We start from the raw sequence: 15,304 nt of genomic DNA, 5'->3' as shown, positions 1-15,304 counted from the left end.
AATTAGTTACTTCAAGCAAGACATTTTGCCTAGTCACAGGAATTCATTACTTTTAAAGAGAAAGCCAAGCTATTGACGAACAATCAATGCATCTACGCTAAGCCTATTCAATATTTTTTCTGCAGTATTACCAACAATAAAGCCCTTGATCCCTGTCCTACCGACATTACCGATAACCACTAAGTTTGTTTTTAGTTTCTTTGCAATAGATGTAATTTCGTTCTGAGGAAGACCAGCCACTACATGGACTGATGTGTCATTTTCGAGTCCATTGTCCTTAACAAATTCGGCCATTTTATTTTTGGTCCATTGACCATGCTCTTGAAATACTTCCCATGGGTCGACAAGATCTAATTCATCACTCACACGAGAAATAGGTATGACACTCAGGATCGCTAGTTCAGTTGTAAGTTGGTTGCATACATTATCAGCTACCCCAACTACTCTTTTATTTAATGCCGATTGAATGTCATCGTCTTGTGATAAGTCGACCGTCGCAAGCACTTTAAATGTTTGCTTCCATCTATTATCACCACACAAAAAGACAGTGGCTTTTGTGGATGTCTTTAATATTGCCTTTATCAGTGAATAGTCAGGAACTTCCTCCCCTAGTATCGGGCGATGTAACATAACCATATCAAACCCATCGTCATCTAATGTGTTTTCCAGTTTAGTAATTCGTACACCAACACTTTCTCCCGTCTCAAAGGTTACATGAGTTTCACACTGCGGCTTTACGATGCTTTCTAATACGTTTTGTAAACCATCATTCTCACCTTCATCATTTGGATAATCAAAGCACAGTAATTCAATTTTTTCAGGTGAAAACTTAATCGCTTTTTCCAGCATATACTTAGCGCTTATTTCATTTTCTATAACGATTAATATACGCTTCATAAAATCACCTCATTTAAATCTTGTTGAGCTAAATCCCGTTTAATCTGTGGTGTATTTGCAAAAGTAACAATCCCCATCACAATTAAGTACTGGGCTAAATAATAGGTAATCATAACGATATATCCAGATGCAAGCAGCGGCTGTTTAAACATATTGATGGCTATAAAGGTATCTGAAAGCATAAAAACCGCTGCCCCTATGCTGACTGAAATTGGTAACTGACTAAGAAGAGCAGTTACAGCCATAGAGGCAATGACGCAAAGATAAAAACTAACGGGGACCAATAAATCGCCGGCATCAGGTAATATGTAAGCCCCCATTAGCAAACCAAATGAGATCAACATAACCGCACTGAGTTTTCGCCAGGCACTAATTTTCATTTGCTTATTTCGATATAAAAAAAAAGTCGTTGTATACACTAGGTGAGCACTAAGAAAAGCACCGAGCCCATATACAAAACTGTTAGTAAAAGACAAAGAAAGCAGCACATCACCGACTCCAGAAGCGGTAATCGCAATTGCCATTAGTACTCGTAAGCGCCCCTTTAAAATAGTTAAGCATGTCAATAACAACACCAGTATAGGCAGAATTTTAACCATAGGCTGGTAATCATAAGGGGAAAAACTTAGGGTGGCGATGTATGTCAGCGCTAAAATCGTAAATGGAAAACTTATTCTTGTTATTATCATTATTGGTCTTCTTACTTTGTTGCTCATTCAGTCTATACGCTAATCAGCACTTAATCGCTATATAGCTGACACTCAAAAGAAATTAGCTGGGTATAGAAAGGTGAACACAGGTTTATGCTTATTGTTTAAGGATTACCATATCAACAAATTAGATGAATAGTATAGTGAAATTGATGTTAAGCCCTGTCCAGCTTTGCTGGCATGTAAGGTGATAAATGCAGATAACAGCTTAGTAAGAAAAAGTTTGGAATATCGCTTAAATAACGCAAAAAGCCGTCTAAATAGACGGCTTTTGTATGTATCTCACGACTTAATGCTTGTTAAGCAACAGCTTGTTGGAGACCTTGGTGGGACAAATACTCTTCATAGGTACCTTGGAAATCAATGATCTTCTGATCTTTGATTTCTATCACTCTGGTTGCCAAAGAAGATACAAATTCACGGTCATGGCTAACGAATATCAAAGTACCGTCAAATGCCTCTAAGGCATCATTCAGTGCTTCTATAGCTTCCATATCCATATGGTTGGTAGGTTCATCCATAATTAGCACATTGAGATCAGCCATCATCAACTTACCAAATAACAGACGGTTTTTTTCACCACCTGAACATACATTGGCTTTCTTATTAAAGTCATCGGCACTAAATAACAGACTGCCTAACAATCCACGCACCATCAAATCATTATGTTTGGGCGTGCGCCATTGTGACATCCAATCAAACAATGTTAGATCACCGGCAAAATCATCGGTACTGTCCTGCGGGCAATATCCCAAAGCAGCATTTTCAGACCATTTGATCATTCCGCTAGTAACTTGCAACTGTTTCATCAAACAACGTAGGAAGCTAGTTTTACCCACCCCATTTTCGCCAATAATGGCCAATTTAGCACCCGCTTCTAAAATCATATTGCCGTTTTCAAACAAGGGCGTATTGTCGAAACCGAAACCAACGTCTTCCAAAATTAAAGCTTGGCGGTGTAGTTTCTGATGTTGCTTAAGAGATATCCTCGGGGTACGACGACTCGAGGATTTCACCTCATCTAATTTTATTTTATCCATTTTCTTAGCCCTGGAGGTGGCTAATTTTGCTTTCGAAGCATTGGCCGAAAATCGCGCCACAAAAGCCTGTAACTCTTCTATTTCGGCACTTTTCTTCGCATTTTCAGTCAGTAACTGCTCTTGAATTAATGAAGATGCAGCTTGGTACGCTTCATAATTACCAGGATAAATGCGTAATTCGCCATAATCGATATCGGCCATATGAGTACATACTGAGTTTAAGAAGTGTCGATCATGGGAAATAATTATCATGGTCGCTTTACGTTGATTTAAAACTTCAGCTAACCAGTTGATAGTGTAAATATCCAAGTTGTTGGTCGGTTCATCTAATAGTAGAATATCAGGATTAGCAAACAACGCTTGGGCTAACAAGACCCGCACTTTCCAACCCGGTGACACTTGCGACATCAAACCATAATGGTAGTGTTCGCTAATACCGGCTTCCAACAGAATTTCACCTGCACGAGCTTCGGCTGTGTAACCGTCCATCTCTGCATATATCGTTTCCAACTCGGCTACATGCATGCCGTCAGCTTCACTCATATCTGGTTTAGCGTAAATCTCATCACGTTCTTGCTTAACCTTCCAAAGTTCCATGTCTCCCATGATGACGGTGTCTACAACTGAGTATTTCTCAAAAGCAAATTGGTCCTGGCTCAACTTACCCAATTTCTGACCTGGGGTAATGGACACATTTCCAGAGGTGGGCACTAGGTCTCCACTTAATATTTTCATTAATGTGGATTTGCCACAACCATTGGCGCCGATTAAACCATAACGGTTGCCGTTGCCAAATTTAGCCGAAATATTTTCAAATAATGGCTCAGCGCCAAACTGCATGGTGATGTTAGCTGTAGATATCAAAATGTGATCCTAGAAAGTTAAATATAAAATAAAGCAAGATCCACAATAAAAGCTAAAGGCTACCGTGCAATACTACTTAGTTTGAAACGGCGCGCACTATATATAAACATGGGCCTAAAGTCGAGTGGGCTTGGCTATTAAATGCACAAATTGGTTATGCGTAACCATAATTAAGCAATATAAGCCATTAGTTCGTGCGTCGCAGCGCTAAATTTGTAGTTCAATACCTGTGGGCTTGATGGTGCTATCACGATACAAATGGCTTTTACTGACAACGGCTTGCATCATTGATGTAATATAGTCACAGTATATATAGAGCTGATAAGCCGAAAATAGTTAATTAATCGGCGCTATATCAACAGCAAAAACTTTTTACAAGTATTCGAATGGCCGCAACTATAGGAAAATGTAAGTCTAAATGTGTAAATGTAATTGAAACACGCTGTCAGCAAAGTATATGCTGAAATTTAATCCTTTAGTTTTTGACAATCTGGAACCCGATGGACTTTATATTTATTCTCATTGCTTTTGTGTGTGGCCTTTCGATTAAGTTAACCGGATTACCACCTCTTATTGGATTTCTGCTAGCAGGCTTTGTGTTGAATTACTTAGGCTATGAATCTAATAGTACCTTAGACACACTTGCCAGCTTAGGCATTACCTTAATGCTGTTTACCATAGGCTTGAAACTTAATATTAGGGACCTGCTTAAACGTGAAGTGTTACTAGGCAGTTCGCTGCATCTTGCCATTTGGGTAGTATTGATAACTTGCTGCTTCTATTTTTTGATGATTTTAGGTGTCGGCTATTTTGCCAGTATGACACTGCAAACATGTGCCATTATTGCTTTTGCGCTAAGTTTTAGCAGCACTGTTTGTATTGTCAAAATTTTAGATGAAAGCGGAGAAGTGAAGACCCGACACGGCAAAGTAACTATCGGTATCTTGGTTATGCAAGATATCTTTGCTGTGCTATTTTTGGTAGTCGCTATGGGTAAAGTCCCATCTGTTTGGTCATTGGCTTTATTATTACTGTTCTTTGCCAAGCCCATCTGGTCAATTGTGTTAGAAAAAGCCGGACACGGCGAGTTATTACCTCTCACTGGTTTTTTTATCGCGATTGGCGGCTATCAATTATTTGAATTAGTGGGAATTAAGGGCGATCTAGGCGCTTTGATAATAGGTATGCTGATAGCTGGCCACAGCAAATCTTCGGAATTATCAAAAGCACTAATGAGTTTTAAAGACCTGTTTTTGATCGGCTTTTTCCTATCGATTGGCTTCACCGCCCTGCCCGATCTGAATATTATGTTAACAGCGCTAGCCTTATGCTTTTTATTACCGATTAAATTTGGCCTGTTCTTCAGTATTTTCACCCGTTTGCGGTTACGAGCCCGCACCTCATATTTATCCAGTTTAGTGTTAGGTAACTATAGTGAATTTGGCTTAATAGTAGTGGCGCTCTTGGTCAACATGAATTTGTTGGATAAAAACTGGTTGGTTATTTTAGCCATCGCCGTCTCTATATCATTTCTATTTACAAGTTTGATGTATAAAAATTCTCATAATCAATACACCAAAGTAAAATCGGGATTAAAACGTTTTGAACATCCTAATCGTTTAAAAGAAGATGTTTATTCTCACCCTCTCAATGCAAGAGTGTTGATCATTGGAATGGGACGTGTCGGCAAAGGCGCTTATGGCGCTTTAAATAATGTCTTATATAATGAAGTATGGGGAATGGATGCCGATCCAATACGAATTGCTAAACTACGGAAAAGCGGAATGCAAGTTATGGTAGGTGATGGCGAGGATGCTGACTTCTGGGAAAATTTTGATTTAAGTCATACTGAAATTGTCATGCTTGCGGTTCCCTCAGTAGAAGATATTAGTAATATAACCCAACAGCTTAGAAGTGCTAATTATTCAGGTACGGTAGCATCTATTGCCCGCTACGAAGATGAAATCGAACTGCTACAAAAAGCGGGTGCTGACAAAGTGTTTAACTTCTTTACTGAAGCCGGGACAGGTTTTGCTGAAGAGAGCTTGCAAATGTTGGCTATGTCCCAGAAATAGTTCGCAAGTACAAGATAATAGAGTCACCAATGATAATCATTTGCATTGACTATCCTTTTGTTTTATAAAGGATTTATGTATTTTTGTTAAATCTTGGGCTATAATGTTCGAAATGCTTAAACAGGAATATTTATCTATGAAAGGTAAACCCAATATAATTTCAGTATTGAATGAAATTCTCACCGTTGAACTGACCTCTATCAATCAATATTTTTTACACGCTCGGATGTATAAAAACTGGGGATTGAACCGTCTCGATAAGGTGTGCTACAAAAAATCCATAAAGGACATGAAGCAGGCTGATGAGCTAATCGAACGCATTCTCTTTCTTGAAGGGCTGCCTAATCTACAAATGTTAGGAAAGTTGTATATTGGTGAAGACACCCAAGAGATGATCCTGTGTGACAAGAAATTTCAGTTAGAACAGATACCCAAGCTAAGAAATGCCATTGCGTTGTGCGAATCTGAGCAAGACTACGTTTCTAGAGATGTATTAGAAGAATTGCTTGAATACGAAGAAGAACATCTTGATTGGCTTGAAACCCAAGAATATCAAATAGGTGCGCTGGGTTTGGAAAACTATCTACAAACCCAAGTAGCGACAGGAGAATAATTATGAAAGGCAACCAAACCATTATCAGTGCGTTAAACGGCCTACTTGCTTATGAATTGGCTGCAATGGATCAATACTTCATTCACTCCCAAATGTACCTAGACTGGGGATTGAATAAATTACATGAGCGCATTGCCCATGAATTTGAAGATGAAAAAGGCCATGCAACAAAATTAATAGAGCGTATGTTATTTCTAGACGGCACACCGGATATGATCACCCGCGAGGGTTTTAAAGTGGGTTCAGATGTTCCCTCCATGCTTGAGAGTGACTTGCGGGTTGAATACACTGTAACCGATAAACTTAAACAGGCTATTGCCCTGTGCGAAACAGAAAAAGACTATGTGACCCGCGATATGCTAATGGTATTACTCGAAGATACTGAGATGGATCATGCTTATTGGTTAGAGCAACAATTGGGTTTGATTAAACGTTTAGGCCTAGCAAATTATTTGCAGGCTCAACTATAATCTGTTTGAAAAAATACCGATAATGTATGTGATTGAGCGGTTTGCACGTCATACAGCTCGATCACTAACTTCCAACGCATTCTAGGTTCACTACAAGCACCGATAAACAATTCAGCTTGATGGGTAACGTCTTTTACTTGTTGCTGACTGTTTGAAACAAATAGTGGCGTTCTGCCCATAAACATATTCGTCCCCTCTAACCATGCTTTTTCAAATGCATATTTGCGATCATGTGAAATAGTTAGAGCAAGAGATTCTTCGATTTCGATGGGGAAATCAGCAAAAACGACTGTCACTACACTGCCATCAACCAATATGTCACATTGTTTTTGGGTCAAATAGCACTGTCTGTCGGTTAAAATTTGATTTTTCGGTTGATTAAGTGAATAAACAACGGAAAGAATCAAAATCACAACTATAATAGGGAAGATTTGTTTAATCAGAGTGTTGCACCGTGTTTAGTATTAAATATGAGCATATTTTTGCCAAAGTTTGACCTAACATTTTGATAAACACAAGAAATCGCAAAAAATCTATTGATTGAGATCAAGGCTACTATGATTAGAGTATCTTTTTACGAGCAAAAACTTTATGATCTGCGTCGTAAAACCCTAGTTTAGTTACTTTTTTCAGTAACTTAGGTTAATAAATTGTTAATGATGACTTTTTAGTCATTTTACACTCAACGAGGTTAAATTTTTTGCCTTGTTAATAATAATGAAGTGGAAGATCCATTAATATGAGCGTAACCAGCCAAGAACATCCGGAATACAACTATAAAGTCATACGGCAGTTTGCCATCATGACCATAGTTTGGGGCATTGTAGGCATGACTGTAGGTGTGTTTATTGCAGCACAGTTATATTGGCCTGCATTAAATTTCGATATCCCCTACCTCACATTTTCAAGATTACGTCCGTTACATACAAATGCTGTTATTTTTGCATTTGGCGGATGTGCCCTATTCGCTACGTCGTTTTATGTCGTACAACGAACCTCTCAAGTTAGATTGTTCAGTGACAAACTAGCCTCATTTGTGTTCTGGGGATGGCAACTGGTTATCGTTTTGGCAGCAATCACCTTGCCAATGGGTTTAACCAGTACAAAAGAATATGCAGAGCTAGAATGGCCTATTGATATTCTTATTACGTTGGTTTGGGTTGCTTATATTATCAACTTTTTCGGTACCATAGTGATCAGGCGAGTTTCGCATATTTACGTAGCGAACTGGTTCTTTGGTGGCTTCATGCTGACGGTTGCGGTTTTACATATTGGTAACAGTATGGCAATTCCAGTCTCGTTATTTAAATCATATTCGATTTATGCAGGTGCCGTTGATGCCATGATGCAATGGTGGTACGGACACAACGCCGTTGGTTTCTTCTTGACCGCGGGTTTCCTAGGTATGATGTATTATTTCGTTCCTAAGCAAGCTGGACGTCCGGTTTATTCCTATCGTTTATCAGTTGTTCACTTTTGGGCATTGGTATCTTTGTATATTTGGGCCGGTCCTCATCACCTTCACTATACGGCTTTGCCCGACTGGACCCAATCACTAGGCATGGTAATGTCAGTCATCTTGTTTGTACCTTCTTGGGGCGGCATGATCAACGGTATCATGACCCTATCCGGTGCTTGGCATAAATTGCGCACTGATCCTATTCTACGTTTCCTAATCGTGTCATTGTCATTCTACGGTATGTCGACATTTGAAGGACCGATGATGGCAATTAAAACTGTTAATGCTTTATCTCATTACACTGATTGGACAATCGGCCATGTACACTCTGGTGCGCTAGGTTGGGTAGCCATGGTTTCAATTGGGTCTATCTATCACCTTATTCCGGTGCTATTTAACAAACCAGCCATGTATAGCATTCGTCTGATAAATATCCATTTCTGGTTAGCGACTATCGGTGTCGTGCTTTATATCGTAGCCATGTGGATGTCAGGTGTTCTGCAGGGACTAATGTGGCGTGCGGTTAACTCCGATGGCACTCTTACGTACAGTTTTGTGGAGTCGCTTGAAGCGTCTAAACCTTTCTATTTTGTGCGTTTCATTGGTGGTGTATTTGTGGTTGCGGGTATGTTGATAATGGCATACAACGTTTATCGTACTCTACGTACGCCAAATGAAGAGTTTGCGGTCGAACCGCAAGCGCAAGCAGCGTAGGAGAATAAAGATGAAAAATGTTCATGAAATTGTAGAAAAGAACGTTGGTTTATTAGCCATCTTTGTTTTGATTGCGATAAGTTTTGGTGCCATGGTTGAGATCACACCTCTTATGTATCAGCAACAAACAATGGAACCAGTTGAAGGCCTGAAGCCTTACACTGCATTGCAGTTAGAAGGACGTGACATATACATGCGAGAAGGTTGCGTAGGTTGTCATAGCCAAATGATCCGCCCTTTTAGAGCCGAGACTGAGCGCTATGGTCACTATTCCGTAGCCGGAGAATCAGTTTGGGAGCATCCGTTTTTATGGGGCTCTAAACGCACTGGGCCAGATTTGGCCAGGGTTGGGGGCAGATACAGCGATGAGTGGCATCGAGTTCACCTAATGAACCCTCGAAATGTAGTGCCTGAGTCTAATATGCCGGGTTTTCCTTGGTTAGCTGAAAACACCCTAGACGGTGCACTTACAGAACGAAAAATGCGTGTATTTAAAGACTTCGGCGTGCCCTATACCGAAGAAGAAATTGCAGGTGGCAAAGCAGCTGTTCAGGGTAAAACTGAAATGGAAGCTTTGATCGCTTACCTCCAAGTTCTCGGTACGGCGTTGAAATAGTATGGATTACGGTACAGCCGGTAGCATATTTACTGTTGTGGTGTTTGTGTGTTTTATTGGGATCGTGTGGTGGGCATATAGCAGTCGTACCAAAGCACGTTTTGATGAAGCACAAAACCTAGTGTTCGATGACGAACCAACACAACCATCAGAAAAAAAAGAGCGGGAGTCTTCGATAAATGAGTAGCTTTTGGAGTATTTGGGTTTCAGTTATTTCGCTGGGAACAATTCTAGGGTGTTACCTATTGTTACGCTGGTGCTTGTTAAATAAAACAGGCGTTGAAGAAGGTGACGATATGCATCATTCATTTGATGGCATTCTGGAAATCAACAATCCATTGCCACGTTGGTGGACCATCATGTTTTACATGACTTTGGTATGGAGTATCTTATATTTACTTCTTTATCCTGGACTAGGAAATTGGCAAGGTCTGCTTGGTTGGAAGAGTTCGAACCAAAATATCCAGTCTTTACAAGAGTCAAGAGATGCGGTTTTAGCATCACGAGAAGCAGCCAAAGAGTCGTTATTCGGGGTGGGAGTTCAATATGATCGTGAGCTTGAATTTGCTGAGGCAAAATTTGCTCCTATTTTTAATCAGTATGCAGAGCAGCCTATTGAAGTCTTAGCTAAAAACGAAGACGCATTAAAAATAGGTCAGCGTTTATTCGCGCAAAACTGTTCTCAATGTCATGGCTCTGATGCAAGAGGTCAACGCGGCTTTCCAAATTTGACTGACAAAGATTGGTTATACGGCGGCACGGCAGAGAAAATAACCGAAACTTTGATGAATGGTCGACAAGGTGCGATGCCTGCATGGATAGATAGTTTTGGCGCACGGGGAATAGATGAAGTCGTGGCTTACACACTAAGTCTAAGTGGCCGTCAAGTGGACCAAGGGTTGAAAGATGCAGGACAAGCTCGTTTTGCAGTCTGTTCAGCGTGCCATGGCGCAGACGGTAAAGGTAATCAAATGCTTGGTGCACCAAACCTAACCGATAATATTTGGTTGTATGGTGGTACCAAAGATGCGGTCACTGAAACTTTGACTCATGGTCGTGCGGGTGTCATGCCTTCATTTAAGAATACCTTGGGCGAGAAGAAGATCCATCTAGTAGCAAGTTACGTGTACAGCCTTTCACAAGATAAATAAGTGTTAGTTCAATTATAAAGCCCTGAATCTCAGGGCTTTCACTCCTATAAAAGAAGTTGTAAAAATGAATCGAACAGATAAATCACCTTGGTATAAACAATTCTGGCCGTGGTTTTTGATTACGATTCCCCTGCTCTCGATGATCTTAAGTATTACTATGCTTAACCTAGCGTTAACTACCGAAGACAGTTTAGTGATAGATGACTATTACAAAGAAGGTCGTGGTATTAATATGCAATTGTCGAAAATTAAACAGGCGCAAAAATTAAATATCCGTACTCAACTAGGTATCAATGGCGTCAGTGTACAACTTCGATTTGTGAGTGGAAAACCTAGTAGTGGAGAAGCACTGCAATTGGCTTTTCATCATGCTACTTTAGAGCAGAACGATTTTACTGTGTTATTAACTAGCGATGCTCAAGGTATATATCGAGCAACACTTGATAACGAAATTAGCGGAAAATGGAAAGTGACTTTATTGCCATTAGATGGCGAATGGAAAGTCTTACAAGATGTTTTCTTACCGCGGGCGCAAAGTTTCGATTTTAATCCCTAATGGAATCTCCTCAACCTGAACAATGCTACCACTGCGGCTTGCCAATTGTGCCTGGCCAAATTTTTCAGGCAACTATTTTAAATCAATCCAGATCACTTTGCTGTCCCGGTTGTAAAGCCGTTGCAGAATCTATCATCAGCAATGGCTTGGAAGATTATTATCGATTCAGAACTGAATTTGCTGATAAGGGCGATGAGTTACTAGATCAAACGTTAGACACCTTAAAAGCATACGATCATCCCGATATTCAACAAGAGTTTGTTACTGCGGATGCTGATGACAAACAAATTCAACTGACCATAGAGGGTATTAGCTGTGCAGCTTGTGGATGGTTGATTGAAAAACAACTTTTAAAACTAAGTGGTGTGAACCGGGTTGCCGTCAACGTTTCTGCAAGACGAGCAATCGTAAACTGGAACGACAAAATGTTATCCCTAAGTGATATCATTTTTAAATTGGAAAAAGTAGGTTATCACGCCCTTCCCTTTCACCCTGATGAGCACGAAGCATCCTACCAAAAAGAACACCGCCAGTTTTTAAAACGAATTGGCTTAGCGGGATTGATGAGCATGCAAGTGATGATGCTTGCTATTGGATTGTATTTTGGGATTTTCGGTTCAATTGATCAGCAAACCAAACAGTATTTTCACTGGGTTAGTTTGGTGTTGACCACCCCAGTGGTGCTTTATTCAGGCTTTGAGTTTTATAAAAGTGCCTTCAATGCGCTGCGCATGAAATCGTTGAATATGGACTTTTCTGTGTCATTGGCAATTATAGGTACTTTTTTAGCCAGTGTCTGGGCAACTTACACACAAACAGGTGAAATTTATTTCGAGTCTGTGTGTATGTTTATTTTTCTTCTGCTGATAAGCCGCTATATCGAACATCGAACCCGCTATAAGGCCAGTCAAATATCAGCCAATATGTTCAAGTACATTCCTCTTACCGCCATGGTTATCGACGATGGCATTCCACAATCCTGCTTAGCTAAGCACCTTGAAATAGGTCAAAAAGTGTTGGTCAAGCCAGGTGAAACTATTCCCATTGATGGCACCATCTCAGCCGGTAACGGCAAAGTGGATGAATCAATGCTCACCGGTGAAGCCGAACAGGTCAGTAAGCAAACAGGAGACGCCGTTTATGGTGGAACTCTTAATCTAAATGGTACCTTAACTATTGATGTGGGCTGCGAACTCAAGTACGCCCTAGTCAACCGTATTTTACGCCTTCAAGAGTCAGCTTTAGCTGCTAAGCCAAAAGCGGCGATATTTGCTGATGTGGCCTCCCGCTATTTTATACTGGCGGTGCTGGTAATCACTGTGATTAGTTATCTCGCTTGGCTTGCTTATCAACCCGAGCGAGCCTTTTGGATTGCAATTGCCATACTGGTAGCAACTTGTCCTTGTGCCTTAAGTTTAGCCACACCGACGGCTTTAACGAGTGCGCTGGCCAAATTGAATGAATCTGGAATATTATTAAAACGAGCCGACGTGCTTGATCAGATCCCTGAAATAGATTGCATTGTGTTTGATAAAACCGGCACCCTCACCCAGGGCTATTTTTCTATTGTTAACATTGAGCTATTTAGCAACGTCGACAAACAAATGGTGTTAAATTTAGCGGCAGGACTAGAAGCCTACTCTGAACACCCCCTTGCCAGTGCGTTTACGCGCCCGACAGGGCTTAAAGTAGAGGACGTTGAATCTGTATCAGGATACGGTTTGAAAGGTGTATACCAACAGCATGAAGTGAAGATCGGCAAGCGAGAATTTCTTCACCAATCTGCAGTATTGGAAGCTGTCGACCCGTCTTTTTCAATTTTTTTACAAATGGATAATAAATTACTTGCCGCCTTTGAAATGCGTGATCAGGTTAGACCTGAAGCGTCTGAACTGATCGCGTCTTTATCTAATCATGATGTATATATGCTAAGCGGGGATAATCACCGTAATGCCCAACAAGTTGCTCAGCAAATTGGCATCAAAAAGATTATGGCTAATCAGACACCATCACAGAAGCTTGCTTTCATTGAAACGCTACAAAGCCGGCATAAAATGGTTATGATGGTAGGTGATGGAATTAATGATGCACCGGTTTTAGCCAGGGCTGATGTATCAGTTGCAGTGGGCAGTGCAGCTGATATGTCCAAGCGCTCGGCAGATATTATACTGCTGAATAATAGGCTTAGTGCAGTTACCACTATTTTTGATATGGGCAGCAAAGCTAGACGCAAAGTTAAACAAAATATGAGCTGGGCGATCGGCTATAATTTATTCATTACGCCCTTAGCGGTATTGGGGTACTTAAGTCCCTGGATGGCTGTAATTGGCATGTCCTTAAGCTCGATTATAGTAGTGGTTAACTCGGTACGTTTAATGCGTTCGTAACGCTAAGGTAGTCCAATATGAGTATCATATATGTGTTAATCCCGATTGCCATTTTGTTAGTACTGATCGCAATTGCCGTATTCTTTTGGGCGGTAAAGTCCAATCAATTCGAAGATCTTGAACGTCAAGGCTACAATATTTTGTTCGACGACGACATTAAGTCCCACGCTAAGCCAATTGAAGCTGGGGAGGAGAATGAAAAATCCCCATCTGCCCCTAAAGAGCCGCTATAAATGACGGATTTCACCTGGTTTTCTGCACTATTAATAGGCTTAGCGGGTAGCGTCCATTGTGCAGGAATGTGTGGTGGTATTGTTACTTCCTTTACGTTTATGCTCCCTGCTAAGCAGCCTCGTTTGCCTTATTTACTTGCTTATAATCTTGGGCGGATAAGCTCATACACGTTCGCGGGTGCTCTTGCTGGGTATTTCGGGGTGCTGGTGACAACCAATGCTTATATCAACCCACAAGCGCTGTCCCTAATTGGCGGCATATTGATGTTAATGTTAGCGTTATACATTGGTAGATGGTCAAATGCATTAGCTTACTTGGAGAAAGCTGGGGCTATTGTATGGCGTCGAATTAGCCCCTTATCAAAACGTTTCATCCCTTTTAAATCCCCCCTGTATGCCCTGCCGTATGGCATGATTTGGGGATGGTTACCTTGTGGACTGGTATACTCAACGCTAACTTGGAGTGTCTCCAGCGGCAGCGCGATATCCGGTGCTTTAACTATGTTTTGTTTTGGCCTAGGCACGTTACCTGTTATGTTGGCTATGGGAGCCAGTGCAAATAGTATTAAAATATGGTTAGCAAAAAGATGGGTCCGACACTGTATAGCAATGCTGCTTTTCATATTCGGCTTGCTTTTATGCCACCGCGCCATCCATAATTGGTGAAAAACTAGAGCTAAAAAGTATGGATAACTATGACTGGTCAAACTGATTTCGGTATTCGCTGTCAAAATTGTAGCTTCAACCATTTATGTATTCCTGTTTCCCTCAATGAAACAGAGATGCAACGTCTGGATGATATAATCGAACGTAAACGACCTCTACAAAAAAGTGACCAATTAACCATTCCGGGGCAAAAATTCACCTCTTTATTTGCTATTCGTAGCGGTTCTTTTAAATCCTATATTACCTCACGAGATGGAGAACAGCAGATCACTGGCTTTCATTTCCCTGGTGATATTGTTGGTTTTGATGGAATATATTCCGAAAAGTATCAAAGTTATACGCAGGCTATGGAGACATCCATGATCTGTGAATTGCCCTACGATAAGCTGGATACTATGAGTGAGCAACTTCCCAGTTTAAGACGGGAAATGTTGAAAATCATGAGCACTGAAATTAACCAAGACCACAATATGATGATGCTATTAAATAAGCGAACCGCTGAAGAGCGCATGGCCCATTTTTTGGTTAACATATCGCAAAGATTCGCCAGTCGAGGTTTTTCGTCAAGCGAGTTTAATCTCACCATGACCCGCAACGAGATTGGCAATCACCTAGGTTTAACGGTGGAAACAGTCAGCCGCTTACTGACACGCTTCCAAAAAGAACATGTGATTAAAGTTGATGGTAAATTAATTCAAGTTATAGATGTGGCTTTACTGCAGCAAAAGTTGGGTGATCAAACAGTTAGTGCAAATTAGATACGTAAAATGCGGGTGATATTCGCTAATTCCTGCAATTAGTTTAGTATTAATAAAGCTAGGTGCGTTTATATTTTGCTAGAAATAGCTTCTCA

At 40.7% G+C, this 15,304-nt stretch carries 16 protein-coding genes; 12 read left to right on the top strand and 4 right to left on the bottom strand.

The annotated features are described in order from the left end of the window. Positions 1-69 precede the first annotated feature (69 nt). From QR722_RS09560 to QR722_RS09550, 3 genes are all read right to left on the bottom strand, one after another. Positions 70-897: a universal stress protein gene (locus QR722_RS09560; RefSeq protein WP_286282592.1), complete on the bottom strand. Its 828-nt coding sequence runs from the start codon at positions 895-897 to the stop codon at positions 70-72. Continuing rightward, the gene (locus tag QR722_RS09555; protein ID WP_286282591.1) at positions 894-1,586 is read right to left on the bottom strand and encodes a lysoplasmalogenase; all 693 of its coding nucleotides are present in this window, start codon (positions 1,584-1,586) and stop codon (positions 894-896) included. The genes QR722_RS09560 and QR722_RS09555 overlap by 4 nt, the downstream gene beginning before the upstream one ends. Before the next feature lie 320 nt (positions 1,587-1,906). Then, positions 1,907-3,511: an ABC-F family ATPase gene (locus QR722_RS09550; protein WP_286282590.1), complete on the bottom strand. Its 1,605-nt coding sequence runs from the start codon at positions 3,509-3,511 to the stop codon at positions 1,907-1,909. A 500-nt stretch (positions 3,512-4,011) separates the two neighbouring features. Between QR722_RS09550 and QR722_RS09545 the strand changes: the two genes are divergently transcribed. From QR722_RS09545 to bfr (QR722_RS09535), 3 genes are all read left to right on the top strand, one after another. Beyond that, positions 4,012-5,586 carry a cation:proton antiporter domain-containing protein gene (locus tag QR722_RS09545; protein WP_286282589.1) on the top strand — a complete coding sequence of 525 codons (1,575 nt, stop codon included), beginning with the start codon at positions 4,012-4,014 and terminating at the stop codon, positions 5,584-5,586. Positions 5,587-5,722: 136 nt separating this feature from the next. Continuing rightward, complete coding sequence (gene bfr / locus QR722_RS09540) at positions 5,723-6,199, top strand: bacterioferritin (RefSeq protein WP_286282588.1); 477 nt, start codon at positions 5,723-5,725, stop codon at positions 6,197-6,199. Between the two features lie 2 nt (positions 6,200-6,201). Further along, positions 6,202-6,669 (top strand): bacterioferritin, encoded by a 468-nt coding sequence (bfr, locus tag QR722_RS09535; protein WP_286282587.1) that lies wholly within the window; start codon positions 6,202-6,204, stop codon positions 6,667-6,669. Here the strand turns inward: bfr (QR722_RS09535) and QR722_RS09530 are convergent. After that, the gene (locus QR722_RS09530) at positions 6,660-7,007 is read right to left on the bottom strand and encodes a hypothetical protein (protein WP_286282586.1); all 348 of its coding nucleotides are present in this window, start codon (positions 7,005-7,007) and stop codon (positions 6,660-6,662) included. The genes bfr (QR722_RS09535) and QR722_RS09530 overlap by 10 nt on opposite strands. Positions 7,008-7,408: 401 nt before the next feature. On the opposite strand from QR722_RS09530, the gene ccoN reads away from it, so the two are divergent. The 9 genes from ccoN to fnr all read left to right on the top strand — a co-directional run bounded on the left by ccoN (position 7,409) and on the right by fnr (position 15,209). Next, a complete protein-coding gene (gene ccoN, locus QR722_RS09525; RefSeq protein ID WP_286282585.1) occupies positions 7,409-8,842 on the top strand; it encodes a cytochrome-c oxidase, cbb3-type subunit I in 1,434 nt (477 codons plus the stop codon). Positions 8,843-8,852: 10 nt separating this feature from the next. After that, a complete protein-coding gene (gene ccoO, locus QR722_RS09520; RefSeq protein ID WP_286282584.1) occupies positions 8,853-9,458 on the top strand; it encodes a cytochrome-c oxidase, cbb3-type subunit II in 606 nt (201 codons plus the stop codon). Position 9,459: 1 nt separating this feature from the next. Continuing rightward, entirely contained in the window at positions 9,460-9,645 is a 186-nt protein-coding gene (locus QR722_RS09515) for a cbb3-type cytochrome oxidase subunit 3 (RefSeq protein ID WP_286282581.1), read from the top strand. Further along, positions 9,638-10,609 (top strand): cytochrome-c oxidase, cbb3-type subunit III, encoded by a 972-nt coding sequence (gene ccoP, locus QR722_RS09510; protein WP_286282579.1) that lies wholly within the window; start codon positions 9,638-9,640, stop codon positions 10,607-10,609. The genes QR722_RS09515 and ccoP overlap by 8 nt, the downstream gene beginning before the upstream one ends. 64 nt (positions 10,610-10,673) lie before the next feature. Then, positions 10,674-11,165 (top strand): FixH family protein, encoded by a 492-nt coding sequence (locus tag QR722_RS09505; RefSeq protein WP_286282578.1) that lies wholly within the window; start codon positions 10,674-10,676, stop codon positions 11,163-11,165. Further along, the gene (locus tag QR722_RS09500; protein ID WP_286282577.1) at positions 11,165-13,552 is read left to right on the top strand and encodes a heavy metal translocating P-type ATPase; all 2,388 of its coding nucleotides are present in this window, start codon (positions 11,165-11,167) and stop codon (positions 13,550-13,552) included. Before QR722_RS09505 ends, QR722_RS09500 begins: the two co-directional genes overlap by 1 nt. A gap of 17 nt (positions 13,553-13,569) precedes the next feature. After that, positions 13,570-13,785, top strand: a complete 216-nt coding sequence (gene ccoS / locus QR722_RS09495; protein ID WP_286282576.1) for a cbb3-type cytochrome oxidase assembly protein CcoS — start codon at positions 13,570-13,572, stop codon at positions 13,783-13,785. After that, a complete protein-coding gene (locus tag QR722_RS09490; protein WP_286282575.1) occupies positions 13,786-14,451 on the top strand; it encodes a sulfite exporter TauE/SafE family protein in 666 nt (221 codons plus the stop codon). A 29-nt stretch (positions 14,452-14,480) separates the two neighbouring features. Beyond that, on the top strand, positions 14,481-15,209 hold the full coding sequence (gene fnr / locus QR722_RS09485) for a fumarate/nitrate reduction transcriptional regulator Fnr (protein WP_286282574.1): 729 nt from the start codon (positions 14,481-14,483) through the stop codon (positions 15,207-15,209). Positions 15,210-15,304 lie beyond the last annotated feature (95 nt).

The organism is Aliiglaciecola sp. LCG003 (assembly GCF_030316135.1).
In the GTDB taxonomy this organism is placed as follows: domain Bacteria; phylum Pseudomonadota; class Gammaproteobacteria; order Enterobacterales; family Alteromonadaceae; genus Aliiglaciecola.
This window is presented reverse-complemented; position numbering and strand designations above follow the sequence as displayed.

Coding starts and splice junctions, on each gene's coding strand:
- ccoO (WP_286282584.1), top strand. CDS start 8,853: ATGAAAAATGTTCATGAAATTGTAGAAAAGAACGTTGGTTTATTAGCC.
- QR722_RS09500 (WP_286282577.1), top strand. CDS start 11,165: ATGGAATCTCCTCAACCTGAACAATGCTACCACTGCGGCTTGCCAATT.
- QR722_RS09505 (WP_286282578.1), top strand. CDS start 10,674: ATGAATCGAACAGATAAATCACCTTGGTATAAACAATTCTGGCCGTGG.
- ccoS (WP_286282576.1), top strand. CDS start 13,570: ATGAGTATCATATATGTGTTAATCCCGATTGCCATTTTGTTAGTACTG.
- ccoN (WP_286282585.1), top strand. CDS start 7,409: ATGAGCGTAACCAGCCAAGAACATCCGGAATACAACTATAAAGTCATA.
- QR722_RS09560 (WP_286282592.1), bottom strand. CDS start 897: ATGAAGCGTATATTAATCGTTATAGAAAATGAAATAAGCGCTAAGTAT.
- QR722_RS09555 (WP_286282591.1), bottom strand. CDS start 1,586: ATGATAATAACAAGAATAAGTTTTCCATTTACGATTTTAGCGCTGACA.
- fnr (WP_286282574.1), top strand. CDS start 14,481: ATGACTGGTCAAACTGATTTCGGTATTCGCTGTCAAAATTGTAGCTTC.
- bfr (WP_286282588.1), top strand. CDS start 5,723: ATGAAAGGTAAACCCAATATAATTTCAGTATTGAATGAAATTCTCACC.
- QR722_RS09490 (WP_286282575.1), top strand. CDS start 13,786: ATGACGGATTTCACCTGGTTTTCTGCACTATTAATAGGCTTAGCGGGT.
- ccoP (WP_286282579.1), top strand. CDS start 9,638: ATGAGTAGCTTTTGGAGTATTTGGGTTTCAGTTATTTCGCTGGGAACA.
- QR722_RS09515 (WP_286282581.1), top strand. CDS start 9,460: ATGGATTACGGTACAGCCGGTAGCATATTTACTGTTGTGGTGTTTGTG.
- bfr (WP_286282587.1), top strand. CDS start 6,202: ATGAAAGGCAACCAAACCATTATCAGTGCGTTAAACGGCCTACTTGCT.
- QR722_RS09545 (WP_286282589.1), top strand. CDS start 4,012: ATGGACTTTATATTTATTCTCATTGCTTTTGTGTGTGGCCTTTCGATT.